Source organism: Elioraea thermophila (ex Habib et al. 2022), from assembly GCF_003336755.1.
Lineage (GTDB): Bacteria > Pseudomonadota > Alphaproteobacteria > Acetobacterales > Acetobacteraceae > Elioraea > Elioraea thermophila.
In genome coordinates this window covers 998,828-1,013,176 of the sequence record NZ_QMDI01000002.1, presented here as the reverse complement: position 1 = coordinate 1,013,176, position 14,349 = coordinate 998,828, and the positions used below count along the sequence as shown (strand labels likewise).

Genomic DNA, 14,349 nt, shown 5'->3' with positions numbered 1-14,349 from the left:
TCGCGCCCATGATCGAGCGAAGGATGGCGCGCCCAAGCGGCGACGCCGCGCCCCTCACACCGCGAGCGCTTCCTCGATCAACGCCTCCTGCTCCGCCTGGTGCACCTTGTAGAAGCCCGTCGCCGGGCTCGCCGCCTCGGGCCGGCCGACGTAGCGCGGACGGGCGCGGGAGCGCTGCGCGGCCATCGCCGCCTCCTCGATGCGGCGGTCGATCCAGGTCCAGGCCCCCATGTTGCGCGGCTCCTCCTGGCACCACACGATCTCTGCGTTCACGTAAGGGGCGAGCACCTTGGGCAGGGTGATGCGCGGGAACGGGTAGAGCTGCTCGAGCCGGATCAGTGCGACGTCGGTGATGCCGGCCTCGCGCCGCGCGGCGAGCAGGTCGTAGTAGACCTTGCCGGTGCAGAGCACGACGCGCTTCACCGCCTCGGGCGGCGCGATCGGGTCGATCTCGGGAATGACGAGCCGGAACGACGAGCCAGGGCCGAACTCCTCGAGGCGCGAGACGCAGAGCTTGTGCCGCAAGAGCGACTTCGGGGTGAACACCACCAGCGGCTTGCGGTAGTTGCGCCGGAGTTGCCGCCTCAGTGCGTGGAAATAGTTCGCCGGCGTGGTGATGTTGCACACCTGCATGTTGCGCTCCGCGCAGAGCTGCAGGTAGCGCTCGGGCCGCGCCGAGGAGTGCTCCGGCCCCTGGCCCTCGTAGCCGTGCGGCAGCAGTAGCACGAGGCCCGACATGCGCAGCCACTTCGACTCGCCCGAGGCGATGAACTGGTCGATGATCACCTGCGCGCCGTTGGCGAAGTCGCCGAACTGCGCCTCCCACAGCACGAGGCAGTGCGGGTCGGCGAGCGAGTAGCCGTATTCGAAGCCGAGCACGCCCGCTTCGGAGAGGAGCGAGTTGTAGGCCTCGAACTGCGCCTGGCCGGGCCGGATGTGATTGAGCGGCACGTACTCGGCCTGCGTCGTCTGGTCGATCAGGTAGCAGTGGCGCTGACTGAAGGTGCCGCGCTGCACGTCCTCGCCCGAGAGGCGCACGCGGTTGCCTTCGACGAGCAGCGTGCCGAAGGCGAGCGCCTCGCCGGTTGCCCAGTCGATGCCCTCGCCCGTTTCGATGGCGCGACGCTTCTCCTCGAGCTGGCGCGCGATCTTCGGATGCAGGTCGAAGTCTGCCGGCACGCGGCAGAGGGCGAGGCCGACCTCGCGCAGTGTCTCGAGCGACACCGCGGTCGGGCACTCCTTCGGCTCGTCCTCCTCGCCGGCCGGCGCGAGCCCGGCCCACTTGCCCTCGAGCCAATCGGCCTTGTTCGGCTTGTACGACTTCGACGCCTCGAACTCGCGCTCGAGCGCCTCGGCGAAGCGCGTCTGCAGCGCGGCCGCGCCTTCCGCCGAAATCGCGCCCTCGGCGACGAGACGTTCGGCGTAGAGGGTGCGCGTCGTCTTCTTCGTCCGGATCGCCTTGTACATCAGCGGTTGGGTGAAGGCGGGCTCGTCCGATTCGTTGTGGCCGTGGCGCCGGTAGCAGACGACATCGAGCACCGCGTCGCAGCCGAACTGCTGGCGGAACTCGGCGAGCAGCTGGGCGCAGAACACCACCGCCTCGGGGTCGTCGCCGTTGACGTGCAGGATCGGCACCTGGATCGATTTCGCGATGTCGGTGCAGTAGAGCCCCGAGTAGGCGTGGGCGGGCACGGTGGTGAAGCCGATCTGGTTGTTCACCACGATGTGCAGCGTGCCCCCCGTGCGGTAGCCGATGAGCTGGCTCATCGCCAGCGTCTCGGCGACCAAGCCCTGGCCGGCGAAGGCGGCATCACCGTGCAGCAGGATGCCCATGACGGAGCGGCGCATGCGCCGATCCCCGGCCATGTCCTGCTTCGCCCGCACCTTGCCGACCACGACGGGGTCGACCGCCTCGAGATGCGACGGATTGGGCTGCAGCGAGAGATGCACCATGCGTCCCGCGATCTCGAGATCGACCGAGGTGCCGAGGTGGTACTTGACGTCGCCCGAGCCCTGCACGTCGTCCGGGTGCGGAGCCGCGCCCTGGAACTCGCTGAACACGGCGACGAAGGGCTTCTTCAGCACGTTGACCAGCGTGTTCAGGCGCCCCCGATGCGGCATGCCGATGACGATCTCGTCCACACCGGATTGCGCGGCGACCTCGATCGCGGCCCTGAGTGCGGGGATCACGCTCTCGCCCCCCTCGAGGCCGAAGCGCTTGGTGCCGACGAACTTCTTCTGACAAAAGACCTCGAAGCCCTCGGCCTCGGTGAGCCGCTCGAGGATTCGGCGCTTCGCCTCGGGGGTGAAGGCGGTGCGCCACGGTGCGCCTTCGATGCGGCGCTGGATCCAGGCCTTCTGGTCGGGGTCCTGGATGTGCATGAACTCGACGCCGATCGGCCCGCAATAGGTCTCGCGCAGCACGCCGAGGATCTGGCGCAAGGTTGCGGTCTCGAAGCCGAGCACGTTGTCGATGAAGATCGGCCGGTCGTAGTCGCCGGGGCCGAAGCCGTAGGAGGCGGGATCGAGCTCCGGATGGGCGGCCGGGATCTTCAGCCCCAGGGGATCGAGCTTCGCCTCGAGATGACCGCGCACGCGGTAGGCGCGAATCAGCATCAGCGCGCGCACGGAATCGAGCGTCGCCGCACGTGCGTCCGCCACCCCGCCGACGGCGGCACGGCCGCGCGCAGGTGTGGCCGGAGCCTGGGCGGTTTCGATGCCGCCGTTGACCAGGGCGCCGAACAGCGCCGCCCAGCCGGGCTCCACGCTGGTGGGGTCGGCGCTCCACCGGTCGTACTTGCCGGCGACGTAGATGGAATCGCCGGGCGGAATGCCCTCGAGGAAGGCGTCGAGATTGAGCTGTGCCATGGTTCCGTCCGGCCCCCGGCGGGCCGTCCCGTTGTCCCGTGAGCGTCCCTGTGTGCCGCGATCGGGTTTCGCTCCCCGTTCACCCTAGCGCATGCGCGGCGCGGCGTCCCTTCGCCGCCCGTTTCCGATAGCCCTTGCCGCCGGCGCGCGGCAGCGTGACGCGCGCAGCGGCGCCATGCCGGCCGGACATGGATGGGTTGCCGGCAGGCGACCGCGCGCCCCCGTGTTCGCCCATCCCCTTGAACGCCGCCACAATCTGGTCAACATCCCGGCCGGTCCGGCGCGGGACGGGGGTGGTCCCGCCCAGGGCCGAACGGAGCAGCATGCAAGTCCATGGCAGTTGCTGCGCCTGGCACGGCCTCGCCGTCCTGCTGCGCGGCGCCCCCGGAAGCGGCAAGTCCGACCTCGCCCTTCGCTTGGTCGATGCCGGCTTCACCCTGGTTGCCGACGACCGCGTCGACCTCGCGGTGACGGAGGGCGGCATCACCGCTTCCGCCCCGCCCGCTCTCGCAGGCTTGATCGAGGTGCGCGGGATGGGCGTCTTCGACCTCGGCTCGTCGGTCTCGGCCCCGCTCGGCCTGGTCGCCGACCTCGCTCCCGGCGGAGAGACCGAGCGTCTGCCCGAGCCGGCGCGGGAGGAGATTTTCGGCGTTGCCCTGCCGGCGATCCGCGTTGATCCCGCCGCGCCCTCGGCGGTGGCACGGGTTCGGCTCGCGCTCGACGTCGTCGCCGGGCGGGCGGCAAGCCGCTGCGGCGCGCTCGGGGACGCGCCTCAATCGTGCGCATGAGCGAGGAGCCGAGACGACGCCGCGTCGTGCTGGTGACCGGCCTCTCCGGGGCCGGCAAGGCGTCGGTGCTGCGCGCGCTCGAGGACTTGGGCTTCGAGGCGATCGACAACCCCCCGTTGCGGCTGATGGACCAGCTCCTCGCCCCAGATCCCGGCGGCGGGCCGCTCGCCATCGGGCTCGATGCCCGCCAACCGTCCTTCGATGCCGACGCCGCCGAGTCGCTGATCGAGGGGCTGAGGGCGCGGCCCGATCTCGACGTCTCGCTCGTCTATCTCCTCGCCGAGGACGAGGTGCTGCTGCGCCGCTACACCGAGACGCGCCGCCGCCACCCGCTCGCGCCGCAGGGCCGGGTGGCGGACGGGATCGCCCGCGAACGCATCCTGCTCGCGCCGTTGGGCGCGATCGCGGATGTGGTGATCGACACCTCGACCCTCGCACCGGCCGACCTGCGCGCGATGATCGAGGCGCAGTACGGGTTCAGCAACCACACCGCGATGACCATCGGGGTGGTGAGCTTCTCCTACGCGCGCGGGCTGCCGCGCGAGGCGGATCTCGTCTTCGACGTGCGCTTCCTGCGCAACCCGCACTACGTGCGCGAGCTTCGCCCGCTCACGGGGCTCGATGCGGCGGTGGACGCCTACGTTGCGGCGGACGCCGATTTCGGCGCATTCTGGGCTCGGATGACCGGGCTTCTCGACGCCCTGCTGCCCCGCTACGTGCGGGAGGGCAAGAAGTATCTCACCATAGGCTTCGGCTGCACCGGCGGGCGGCACCGCTCCGTGGCGGTGGCCGAACGCATGGCGGCGCACCTGAAGGAAGGCGGCTGGCGCGCCACCGTGGTGCATCGCGAATTGTGGCGTTCGGCCGAGGAGGCGCGCCTCGCTGCCGTCGCGCCCTCATCCGGTCCCGTTGCCGAGGCGCGGTGATCACGCAGGCATGATCGGTCTCGTTCTCGTCACCCACGGCAGGCTGGCCGAGGAGTTGAAGGCCGCGATGGAGCACGTGGTGGGCCCCCAGGAGAAGGTGGCCACCGTCTGCATCGGGCCCGACGACGACATGGAGAAGCGTCGCGAGGAGATCCTGCGCGACATCGAGGCGGTGGATACCGGCGACGGCGTGGTGCTGCTCACCGACATGTTCGGCGGCACCCCCTCGAACCTCGCCATCTCGGCGATGGCCCGCAAGGGCGTGGAGGTGATCGCCGGCGTCAACCTGCCGATGCTGGTCAAGCTCGCCTCCGTCCGCTCGACGCATCCGCTCGGTCAGGCGGTGAGCTGCGCGCAGGATGCGGGCCGCAAATACATCGCCTGCGCCTCCGCCCTGTTGGCGGAGACACCGCGATGAGCCCTTTGCCGCCGGCCGAGGAGGGGCGTCCATGAACGAGTGGCCGAACGCGGGCGGCGAGGATGCGCCGCAGGACCCGAACGACCCGTTCCCGACCCTGGCTGACGCGCCCTGCAGCGGGCCGGTGCTGACGCGCAGCCTGACCATCCGCAACAAGCGTGGCCTGCATGCCCGCGCCGCGGCCAAGTTCGTCAAGCTGGCCGAACAGTTCTCGGCCTGCGTGACCGTGCGCAAGAACGGGGCGGCCGTCTCCGCCCGCTCGATCATGGGGCTGATGATGCTGGGGGCGGGGCAAGGGGCGGAAATCCTGCTCGAAGCCGAGGGCTGGGACGCGCGCGAGGCGCTCGACGCCTTGGCCGGCCTGGTCGAAGCCGGCTTCCATGAGGAGTGAAGCGGGCCGCGGCCGCAGCTCCCCGGCCCGCGCGGCGAGCGCGCCCGAGAAGCCCGAGCGCATCCTCACCGGCCTCGCCGTCTCGCAAGGGATCGCGATCGGGCCGATCGCGCTCGCCGAAGCCGCCGCCATCACCGTCGAACGGCGCGCGCTGTTCGACGATCAGGTCCCGCACGAGATCGAGCGCTTCGACGCCGCCGTCGCCCAATCCCGCCGCCAACTCGCCAAGCTGAAGGCACGGCTCGCCGTGCTGCCCGAGGATGCGGTGCGCGAACTCGAGCCCCTGCTCGACGCCTATGCCCAGATGCTCGGCAACTCGCGCCTCACCCGCGGCATCCGCCGCCGGATCGGCGAGGCGAAGATCAACGCCGAGGCGGCGGTGGAGGAGGAGACCGAGGCGCTGGCGCACGCCCTGCTCGCCGGGGACGACGACCGCGCCGGCCGGCAGCGTCGGGCCGACGAGGTGCGCGAGATCGGCCGGCGGCTGTTGCGCAACCTCACGCGCACGCCGTTCCGCAACTACGCCGCCTTGCCGGAGGGCAGCGTGCTCGCGACCGAGGTGCTGACGCCGGCCGATGCCGCCTTGCTCGAGCCCGGGCGGCTCGCCGGGGTGGCGGCGGAGGAGGGCGGGCTCGAGGGTCACACCGCGATCATGCTGCGCGCCCTTGCCCTGCCCGCCGTGCTCGGGGTTGCGGGGCTGATGGAGGAGGCCTCGCCCGGCGAGCTCGCCATCGTCGACGGCAGCGCCGGCACCGTCACGCTCAGCCCCACGCCCGACACCCTCGCCGCCGCGCGCAAGGCGCTCGGGGCTTACGCGCGCGAAAAACAGCGGCTCGCCAAGCTGCGCCGGTTGCCGGCGGTGACGAAGGACGGTGAGCCGGTCGAGCTGCAGGCCAATCTCGAACTGCCCGTCGAGCTTCCGCTGATCGCCCAGTCCGGCGCGGTCGGCATCGGTCTCTTACGCACCGAATTCCTGTTCATGAACCGCGACGACGTGCCGGACGAGGACGCCCAGGCCGAGGCCTACACGCAGATCGTCGAGGCGATGCAGGGCGACCCGGTGACCATCCGCGTGCTCGACTGGGGAGGCGAGAAACAGATCGAAAGCCTCGTCGCGCATGGCTGGGTGCCCGGGGCGGGCGGGGAGAACCCCGCCTTGGGCGTGCGCGGCATCCGGCTTCTCTTGAAGGAGACCGATCTGTTCGAGGATCAGCTCGCCGCCATCCTGCGCGCCTCGCTCAAGGGCCCGGTGCGCGTGCTGTTGCCGATGGTGACGGTGCCGGCGGAGGTGCGCGCGGCACGCGAGCTCTACGAGCGCGTGGCACGGCGGCTGAAGCGCCGCGGCCTCGATCTGCCCGAGCCTCTGCCGCCCTTGGGCGTGATGATCGAAACCCCCGGTGCGGCGCTCGCCGCCGACGGGCTCGCGCTCGAGGCCGACTTCTTCGCCATCGGCACCAACGATCTCGCGATGTACACCCTCGCTGTCGACCGCTCCGAGGTGGGCGCGGCTTCGCTCTACGACCCTCTTCACCCGGCGGTGCTGCGGCTGATGCAGTTCGCCATCGAAGCGGCGCTGCGCATGCGCATGCCCGTCTCGGTCTGCGGCGAGATCGCCGGCGATCCGAAGCTGACACCGCTCCTGCTGGGCTTGGGCGTGCGCTCGCTGTCGATGACGGCCTCGGCCGTGCCGCGCGTGAAGCAGGCGGTGCGGTCGGTGGAGATCGACGCCTGTGCGCGCTTCGCGCGCCTCGTGATGGAGCAATCGGACCCGCAGCGGATCGCCGAGCTCGTCGCGCAGTTCGGGCAGAAGCTGAAGGCGGAGGCCTGATAGCGGCCCCGGGCTGGCGCTGGCCAAGGATGGGCCCATGTGCTAGGCCGCCGCGCGATCGTTTCGAGAGGATCCCCAAGATGCCGGAAAGCCCCGTTCCCGCCCAGGATTTCGCCGTCCGCGACCTCTCGCTTGCCGACTGGGGACGCAAGGAGATCGCGATCGCCGAGACCGAGATGCCCGGGCTGATGGCGATCCGCGAGGAGTACGGGCCGAAGCAGCCGCTCAAGGGCGCGCGCATCGCGGGCTGCCTGCACATGACGATCCAGACGGCGGTGCTGATCGAGACGCTGAAGGCGCTCGGGGCCGACGTGCGCTGGTCCTCCTGCAATATCTTCTCCACGCAGGACCATGCGGCGGCCGCGATCGCCGCCTCCGGCACCCCCGTGTTCGCCAAGAAGGGCGAGACGCTCGAGGAGTACTGGGACTATGTGCGCCGCACCCTGACCTGGGGCGACGGCGGCGTGCCGAACATGCTGCTCGATGACGGCGGCGACATGACTCTCCTCGTCCACCTCGGCCTGCGCGCCGAACAGGGCGATCGCGCCTTCCTCGATCGTGCCGAGAACGAGGAAGAGGAGGTGCTGTACGCGCTGATCAGGGACACGCTCACCACCCGGCCCGGCTGGTTTGCCCGCCTTGCCGCCGAGATCCGCGGCGTGTCCGAGGAGACCACCACCGGCGTGCATCGCCTGTATCGGATGGAGAAGGAGGGCCGCCTCCTCTTTCCGGCCTTCAACGTCAACGACAGCGTGACGAAGTCGAAGTTCGACAACCTGTACGGCTGCCGCGAGAGCCTGGTCGACGGCATCCGCCGCGCCACCGACGTGATGATGGCCGGCAAGGTGGCGATGGTCTGCGGGTTCGGCGATGTCGGCAAGGGCTCGGCGGCCAGCTTGCGCAGTGCAGGCTGCCGCGTGCTCGTTTCCGAGATCGATCCGATCTGCGCGTTGCAGGCGGCGATGGAGGGCTACGAGGTGACGACGATGGAGGACGCCGCCCCGCGCGCCGACATCTTCGTCACCGCTACCGGCAATGTCGACGTGATCACGCTCGAGCACATGCGGGCGATGAAGGACCGCGCCATCGTCTGCAATATCGGCCATTTCGATTCCGAAATCCAGGTCTCGGCCCTGCGCAACTTCAAGTGGCACAACATCAAGCCGCAAGTGGACGAGATCGAGTTCCCGGACGGCAAGCGGATCATTCTCCTCTCGGAAGGGCGCCTGGTGAATCTCGGCAACGCCACCGGCCATCCTTCCTTCGTGATGTCCTCCTCCTTCTCCAACCAGGTGCTGGCGCAGATCGAGCTCTGGACCAACCCGGGCAAGTACGAACGCAAGGTCTACGTGCTGCCGAAGGCCTTGGACGAGAAGGTGGCCGCGCTGCATCTGCCCAAGCTCGGCGTCAAGTTGACGAGGCTCACGCCGAAGCAGGCCGAATACATCGGGGTGCCGGTGAACGGGCCGTTCAAGCCCGACACCTATCGCTACTGACCGACGGCATGTCGGGGGCGGGCGAGCGGCGGCCGGAGCGCGGGACGATCGGATGAGCGCGCTCTCCGCCATCGCCGCCCTGTTCGCCACCGCGCTCCTCTTCGGCGGCATGGTGTTCTTCGCCGTCGTCGTCGCGCCGCAGGTGTTCCGCGCCCTCGAGCCCGCCGCAGCCGGAACGTTCCTGCGTCGTCTCTTTCCCGTCTACTACGTCTGGGGTGCGGGTCTCGCCGGGGCGGGGGCGCTCGCCTTCCTGCCCATCCTGTGGGAGGCGAGCCTGATCCTCGCCGTCGTTTCCTTGGGCTTCGTCTTCGCGCGCGAGGCGCTGATGCCGCGCATCAATGCCTGGCGCGACCGCGAGCTCGCGGGCGATGCGTCCGCCCATCGGCCCTTCGCCCGCCTGCATGGGCTTTCCGTCGCGCTCAACCTCGCGCAGATGGTTCTGGTCGCGGTGGTCCTGGTCGCCTTCGCCCTCTGATGCGGCCCGAACGGGGCGTCACCTTCGCCATCCCGCTTTTCAACAAGGCACCGTGGGTGCGCGACACGCTCGACTCGATCGCCGCCCAGCGCGGCGACTTCGCGCGCGAGATCGTGGTGGTGGATGACGGCTCGACGGACGGCGGCGCCGAGCTGGTGGCGGACTGGTCGCGAATGCGGAACGACGTCGTGCTGATCCGGCAGGACAACGCAGGGTCTGCTGCCGCCAGCAACGCCTGCCTCGCCGCCGCGCGGATGCCCTTCGTCAAGTTCGTCGATGCCGACGATCTTCTTCACCCGGAGGCGACCGCGCTTCTGCTCGAGGCGCTGGAGCGGGAGCCTCGGGCGGTGCTGGCGTATGCCGATCGCGCGACCTTTCCGGACGGTACCGTGCCTGCGATGCCGCCGTCTCCGTGCGTCACGCCGCGCCGGCTCGACGATGCGCTCGTCCGAACCATGCGCAACTCGCTGTTCAATCCGACGCAGATCCTCGTGCGCACTGAGGCCGCGCGCGCGGTCGGCGGCTGCGACGAGCGCGTGCGGCACTCCCAGGAATACGGGCTCGCGCTCCGTCTCGCCGCCGCCGGTCCCTTCGTGCACGTCCCCGCACCCCTCGCCTTCCAGCGCATAGGCATCGCCGGCAACCTCTCCGCCGACCAGGGTCGGCAACTCGCGCGCATCACCCTCGCCTTGGGGCATTTCCTCGCCGATCGGCCGGATCTTCCGGTCGCTCTCAAGCGTCTTGCCGCTCGTCGGGCTGCCGGCCGTGCCTGGCTCTGGCGTCGGCGTCACCTCGACGAAAGCCTCCTCTCGTCCTGGTCGCTCCGTCGCCTCGCCGCCTGGTTGCCGCCTCGCGACGCCGCGGCCTTCGTGCTCGACTGTGCGCGCGCCTTCGAGCCGCCGCGATGAGCCAATCCCCCTACGATCGTCGCTTCTACGACCTGTTGGCGACGACGGCCGACCCGTCCGCCGCGGTCGTGGTGCCGATGCTGCTCGCGCTCGCCGCCGTCTCATCGGTGGTCGATGTCGGGTGCGGCACGGGTGGTTGGCTTGCCGCTTTCCGCGCGCACGGGGTGGAGGACGTGCTCGGGTTCGACGGTCCCTGGGTGGCGGAGGAGCAGCTCCGCATCCCGCGTGAGTGCTTTCGTCGCGCCGATCTCTCTGGTCCGCTTCGTCTCGACCGCCGCTTCGACCTCGCGCTGGCGCTCGAGGTGGCCGAACACCTGCCGCCCGGCCGCGCGGAAGGCTTCGTCGCCGACCTCCTCTCCGCCGCCCCGCTCGTGCTCTTTTCCGCTGCGATCCCAGGCCAGGGCGGCGAGGGGCACGTCAACGAGCAATGGCCCGCGTGGTGGGCGGAACGTTTCGCCGCGCTGGGTGCGCGTTGCCTCGACCCGTTCCGTATCGCCCTCTGGCACGACGAGCGCGTGGCCTGGTGGTATCGGCAGAACATGCTGTTGTTCGCCACCCCCGAGGCGCTTTCGCGCTGGCCTGCGCTTGCCGCGTTGCCGCCGGCGGATCCGCCGCGCGCGCTCGTCCATCCGGCGCTGTGGGCGATTGCGCGGCGCCGCGCCGAACCGGGCGTCGGGCGCTGGCTGAAGGGGTTCGGCCCGGCCCTCCGCCGCAGCCTCGCCGGCCGCACGCGGCGCTGAGCGATGTGCGGCTTCGCGGGCCTCCTCGACCCCTCGCACCGGCACGGCGACCCGCTCGCGCTCGCCGTCGCGATGGCCGAGCGCATCCGGCATCGCGGCCCGGATGACGACGGCACCTGGGGCGACCCCGAAGCCGGCCTCGCTCTCGCCTTCCGCCGCCTCGCCATCCTCGACCTCACCCCGGCCGGGCATCAGCCGATGCTCTCCGCCGATGGTCGTTTCGTCATCGTCTTCAATGGCGAGATCTACAACCACCACGAGCTGCGCCGCGGCCTCGCGGTGAACTGGCGCGGCCGGTCCGACACCGAGGCGCTCGTCGAATCGATCGCCGCACGCGGCCTCGCGGAGACGCTCGCCCGCGCCGACGGCATGTTCGCGCTTGCCGTGTGGGACGTGCGCGACCGCGTGCTCCATCTCGCGCGTGACCGCTTCGGCGAGAAGCCGCTCTATCTCGCGCAGCTTCCAGGTGCGCTCGCCTTCGCCTCGGAGCCGAAATGTTTCGCCGCCCTCGCGGCACTCGACCGCACGCCGGACGTGCAGGCGCTCGCGGGCTTCCTTCGCTTCGGCTACATCGCCGCCCCGCGCACGGCCTGGTCGCGCGTGCGCAAGCTCGGTCCCGGCGAGGTCCTCTCCGTGCCGCTTGATCGCGCCGGCGACCCGCCCGCCCCATGCGCGTTCTGGGATGCCGTGGCGGAGGCGGAACGGGCGGCGCGCGAACCGTTCCGCGGTACGGCCGACGACGCCGTGGCGGAGGTCCGCACGCGGCTGCGCGCAGCGGTGGCGAGCCGCCTCGAATCCGACGTTCCGCTCGGCGCCTTCCTCTCGGGCGGTATCGACTCCTCGATCGTGGTCGCGGCGATGGCGGCGGCGGGAAGGGCGCCGAAGACCTTCACCATCGCCTTCCCCGGCACGCCCTACGACGAGGCGCCGCACGCCGAGGCGATCGCGCGCCACCTCGGCACCGACCATTACGTGCTGCCCGTTGCGGAGGCGGAGGCGATCGCCGTCGCACCCCGCATCCCCGAGATCTACGACGAACCCTTCGCCGACGCCTCCGCCCTGCCGACCCTGCTGCTCGCGAGACTCACTCGGCAGCACGTCACGGTGGCCCTTTCGGGCGATGCGGGGGACGAGCTCTTCGCGGGCTACCCGCGCCTGCATGCCGCGGCCGCCGTCTGGCGCGCCGCCGAACGCATCCCTCGCCCGCTGCGTCGCCTCGCCCGCGGCTTCGCCCGGCTCGTACCCGCCGGGGGCTATGCGTGGGGGCGACTTCTGTCCCACCTCTCCGCGCGCGCCCCGCTCACCGCGGCGGAAGCCGCGCAGGGCACGGTGCAGCGCTGGCCGCCCGAACACCGCCTGGCCGCCGCGGAGGCGCCGGACATCGCGCTGTCGCCCGCACCGCGCCTCTCCGCCCTGCGCACGGCGATGCTGCAGGACCTCCGCACCTACCTGCCGGATGATCTGATGGTGAAGGTCGATCGCGCCGCGATGAGCGTCTCGCTCGAGCCCCGCGCGCCGCTGCTCGCCATCGACTTCGTGCGCTTCTGCTGGTCGCTGCCCGACGCTTTGCTGACCGACGCCGGCGACGGCTTCACCGGGCCGAAGGCGCTCTTGCGCCGCGCCCTCTCTCTCGACCTGCCGCGCGCGCTGTTCGAGCGCCCGAAGCAAGGCTTCGAACCGCCCGTGGGCCAGTGGTTGCGCGGGCCGTTGCGCGAGTGGGCGGAGAGCCTGCTTGCGCCCGCCCGCCTCGCGCGATCCGGGCTGATCGCACGGCCCGACTTCGTCCGTCGCGTCTGGGCCGAGCACCTGAGCGGCCGCCGCGCGCACACGCACCGGCTGTGGACGGTCCTGATGCTGCTCGCCTGGGCGGAACGTGAGCGGATCCACTGAGCCTCGGCTCTGGCGCCCCGCCGCCGCTTCCGCTAACTCGATCACACGGAAGGCCTGCGCGAAGGCAGGGCCGCAAACGTGTCGGGAGGATCGATCCTCATGAAGCGTCGTTCCCTCATCGCCGCCGGGGCGGGTGCCGCCGCCGCGGCCGCCACCTTCCCCACCCCCGCGATCTCGCAGGGCCGGATCCAGTGGCGCATGGTCACCTCCTGGCCGCGCGGCTTCCCCGGCCTTGGCGTGGGGGCGGAGCGGATCGCGCGTCGCATCGGCGAGATGTCGGGCGGGCGGCTCACCGTGCAGGTCTTCGCCGCCGGCCAGCTCGTGCCCGCCCTCGGCGTGTTCGATGCGGTGACGCAAGGAGGCGCGGAGATGATGCACTCCGCCGCCTATTACTGGCAGAACCGCAACCGCGGGCTTGCCTTCTTCACCGGCGTGCCGATGGGCATGACCTCGAAGGAGCTGCGTGCCTGGGTGCGCTTCATGGGCGGCCAGCAGCTGTGGGACGAGATCTACGCCCAGTTCAACCTGAAGGGCTTCCTCTCCGGTGATACCGGCGTGCAGGCGGGCGGGTGGTTCCGCCGCGAACTCAACAGCCTCGCCGATGTGCGTGGGCTGAAGTTCCGCACCCCCGGCATCGGCGGCGAATGCTGGCGCCGCATCGGGGCGGCGGTGGTCAATCTCGGCGCGCCCGAGATCCTGCCCAACCTGCAGTCCGGCGCGCTCGATGCCGCCGAGTTCGTCGGCCCCGCCACCGATCTCGCCTTGGGCCTGCATCAGGCGGCGCGGTTCTACTACTGGCCGTCCGTGATCGAGCCCGGCCTTGCCACCGAACTGACGGTGGACAAGCGCAAGTTCGATGCGCTTCCCGCCGACCTCAAGCGCATCATCGAGGTCGCCGCGCAGGCCGACTACGACGAGGTTCCGGCCGATCTCGACGCGCAGAACATCGTCGCGCTGCGGCGTCTCACCACCGAGTTCGGCGTGCAGATCCGCACCTTCCCGGACGAGATCATGATCGCGCTCGGCAACGCCGCCGGCGAGGTGCTGCGTGAGCTGCGCGACGGCGGCGATCCGCTCACACGGCGCGTGGTCGACTCCTTCGTCGCCGCCCGCACCGCGCTGATGGAGCAGGCGAAGCTCACCGACGACGCCTTCGCGCGCGCCCGCGCCCTGCCCTACACCTATCTCTGATCGCGAGCGGGGGAGCCTGCGGGCTCCCCCGCTCCTCCTTTTCCGACCCGTCTCGTCATCGCCGCGACCAGCCTCGGTGTGGCGGCGAAAGCGAGTTTCAGCCCGAGCCCGATCCAGTCGGCGCCGTCGCGCGGTGGGGCGAACGGGGACGACCGAGCGAGCAGTGCGGCGAGGATGGTCTCGGCCGCGAGCAGAAGCGCGAGCCCGATCAGGCAATGGCGAGCGGATCGGCACGCCGGTTGCGGTGAAGCAACGCTCGCGCGGTCATGACCATCACCGCGAGCATGAGCGGCGCCTCGATCGCCACCGCCGCCGTCCTGCCGAGCGAAGGTTCGAGGGCGATGACGCGGATCGGTCCGAGGATCGCACTGGCGGCGAAACAGAAGGCGAAATAGAGAAGCCCCGCTCGCGCCGAACGGGTCACGCGGCG

13 protein-coding genes are annotated in these 14,349 nt (G+C 70.8%); 11 read left to right on the top strand and 2 right to left on the bottom strand.

Annotation, left to right across the window (positions count from 1 at the left end):
* Positions 1–54: 54 nt before the first annotated feature.
* A complete protein-coding gene (locus DWB05_RS06590; RefSeq protein WP_114376188.1) occupies positions 55–2,868 on the bottom strand; it encodes a 2-oxoglutarate dehydrogenase E1 component in 2,814 nt (937 codons plus the stop codon).
* A 323-nt stretch (positions 2,869–3,191) separates the two neighbouring features.
* Here DWB05_RS06590 and DWB05_RS06585 point away from each other — a divergent pair, with 323 nt between their 5' ends.
* The 11 genes from DWB05_RS06585 (at position 3,192) to DWB05_RS06535 (ending at position 13,919) form a co-directional block, all read left to right on the top strand.
* Entirely contained in the window at positions 3,192–3,656 is a 465-nt protein-coding gene (locus DWB05_RS06585) for an HPr kinase/phosphorylase (protein WP_114376186.1), read from the top strand.
* Positions 3,653–4,582 (top strand): RNase adapter RapZ, encoded by a 930-nt coding sequence (gene rapZ, locus DWB05_RS06580; RefSeq protein ID WP_114376593.1) that lies wholly within the window; start codon positions 3,653–3,655, stop codon positions 4,580–4,582. The genes DWB05_RS06585 and rapZ overlap by 4 nt, the downstream gene beginning before the upstream one ends.
* Positions 4,583–4,592: 10 nt before the next feature.
* Positions 4,593–5,000 carry a PTS sugar transporter subunit IIA gene (locus DWB05_RS06575; RefSeq protein WP_114376184.1) on the top strand — a complete coding sequence of 136 codons (408 nt, stop codon included), beginning with the start codon at positions 4,593–4,595 and terminating at the stop codon, positions 4,998–5,000.
* A 31-nt stretch (positions 5,001–5,031) separates the two neighbouring features.
* Complete coding sequence (locus DWB05_RS15290; protein WP_114376182.1) at positions 5,032–5,391, top strand: HPr family phosphocarrier protein; 360 nt, start codon at positions 5,032–5,034, stop codon at positions 5,389–5,391.
* Positions 5,381–7,219 (top strand): phosphoenolpyruvate--protein phosphotransferase, encoded by a 1,839-nt coding sequence (gene ptsP / locus DWB05_RS06565; protein WP_114376180.1) that lies wholly within the window; start codon positions 5,381–5,383, stop codon positions 7,217–7,219. The genes DWB05_RS15290 and ptsP overlap by 11 nt, the downstream gene beginning before the upstream one ends.
* Before the next feature lie 80 nt (positions 7,220–7,299).
* The gene (gene ahcY / locus DWB05_RS06560; protein ID WP_114376178.1) at positions 7,300–8,715 is read left to right on the top strand and encodes an adenosylhomocysteinase; all 1,416 of its coding nucleotides are present in this window, start codon (positions 7,300–7,302) and stop codon (positions 8,713–8,715) included.
* A gap of 52 nt (positions 8,716–8,767) precedes the next feature.
* On the top strand, positions 8,768–9,190 hold the full coding sequence (locus DWB05_RS06555; RefSeq protein WP_114376176.1) for a DUF4149 domain-containing protein: 423 nt from the start codon (positions 8,768–8,770) through the stop codon (positions 9,188–9,190).
* On the top strand, positions 9,190–10,098 hold the full coding sequence (locus tag DWB05_RS06550; protein ID WP_114376174.1) for a glycosyltransferase family 2 protein: 909 nt from the start codon (positions 9,190–9,192) through the stop codon (positions 10,096–10,098). The genes DWB05_RS06555 and DWB05_RS06550 overlap by 1 nt, the downstream gene beginning before the upstream one ends.
* Positions 10,095–10,838, top strand: a complete 744-nt coding sequence (locus tag DWB05_RS06545; protein ID WP_114376172.1) for a class I SAM-dependent methyltransferase — start codon at positions 10,095–10,097, stop codon at positions 10,836–10,838. The genes DWB05_RS06550 and DWB05_RS06545 overlap by 4 nt, the downstream gene beginning before the upstream one ends.
* Positions 10,839–10,841: 3 nt before the next feature.
* Positions 10,842–12,728, top strand: a complete 1,887-nt coding sequence (gene asnB, locus DWB05_RS06540; RefSeq protein WP_114376170.1) for an asparagine synthase (glutamine-hydrolyzing) — start codon at positions 10,842–10,844, stop codon at positions 12,726–12,728.
* Positions 12,729–12,827: 99 nt separating this feature from the next.
* Positions 12,828–13,919, top strand: a complete 1,092-nt coding sequence (locus DWB05_RS06535) for a TRAP transporter substrate-binding protein (RefSeq protein ID WP_114376168.1) — start codon at positions 12,828–12,830, stop codon at positions 13,917–13,919.
* A gap of 208 nt (positions 13,920–14,127) precedes the next feature.
* Here DWB05_RS06535 and DWB05_RS06530 read toward each other — a convergent pair whose 3' ends face one another.
* Positions 14,128–14,343 carry a hypothetical protein gene (locus DWB05_RS06530; protein ID WP_157967106.1) on the bottom strand — a complete coding sequence of 72 codons (216 nt, stop codon included), beginning with the start codon at positions 14,341–14,343 and terminating at the stop codon, positions 14,128–14,130.
* Between the last annotated feature and the right edge of the window lie 6 nt (positions 14,344–14,349).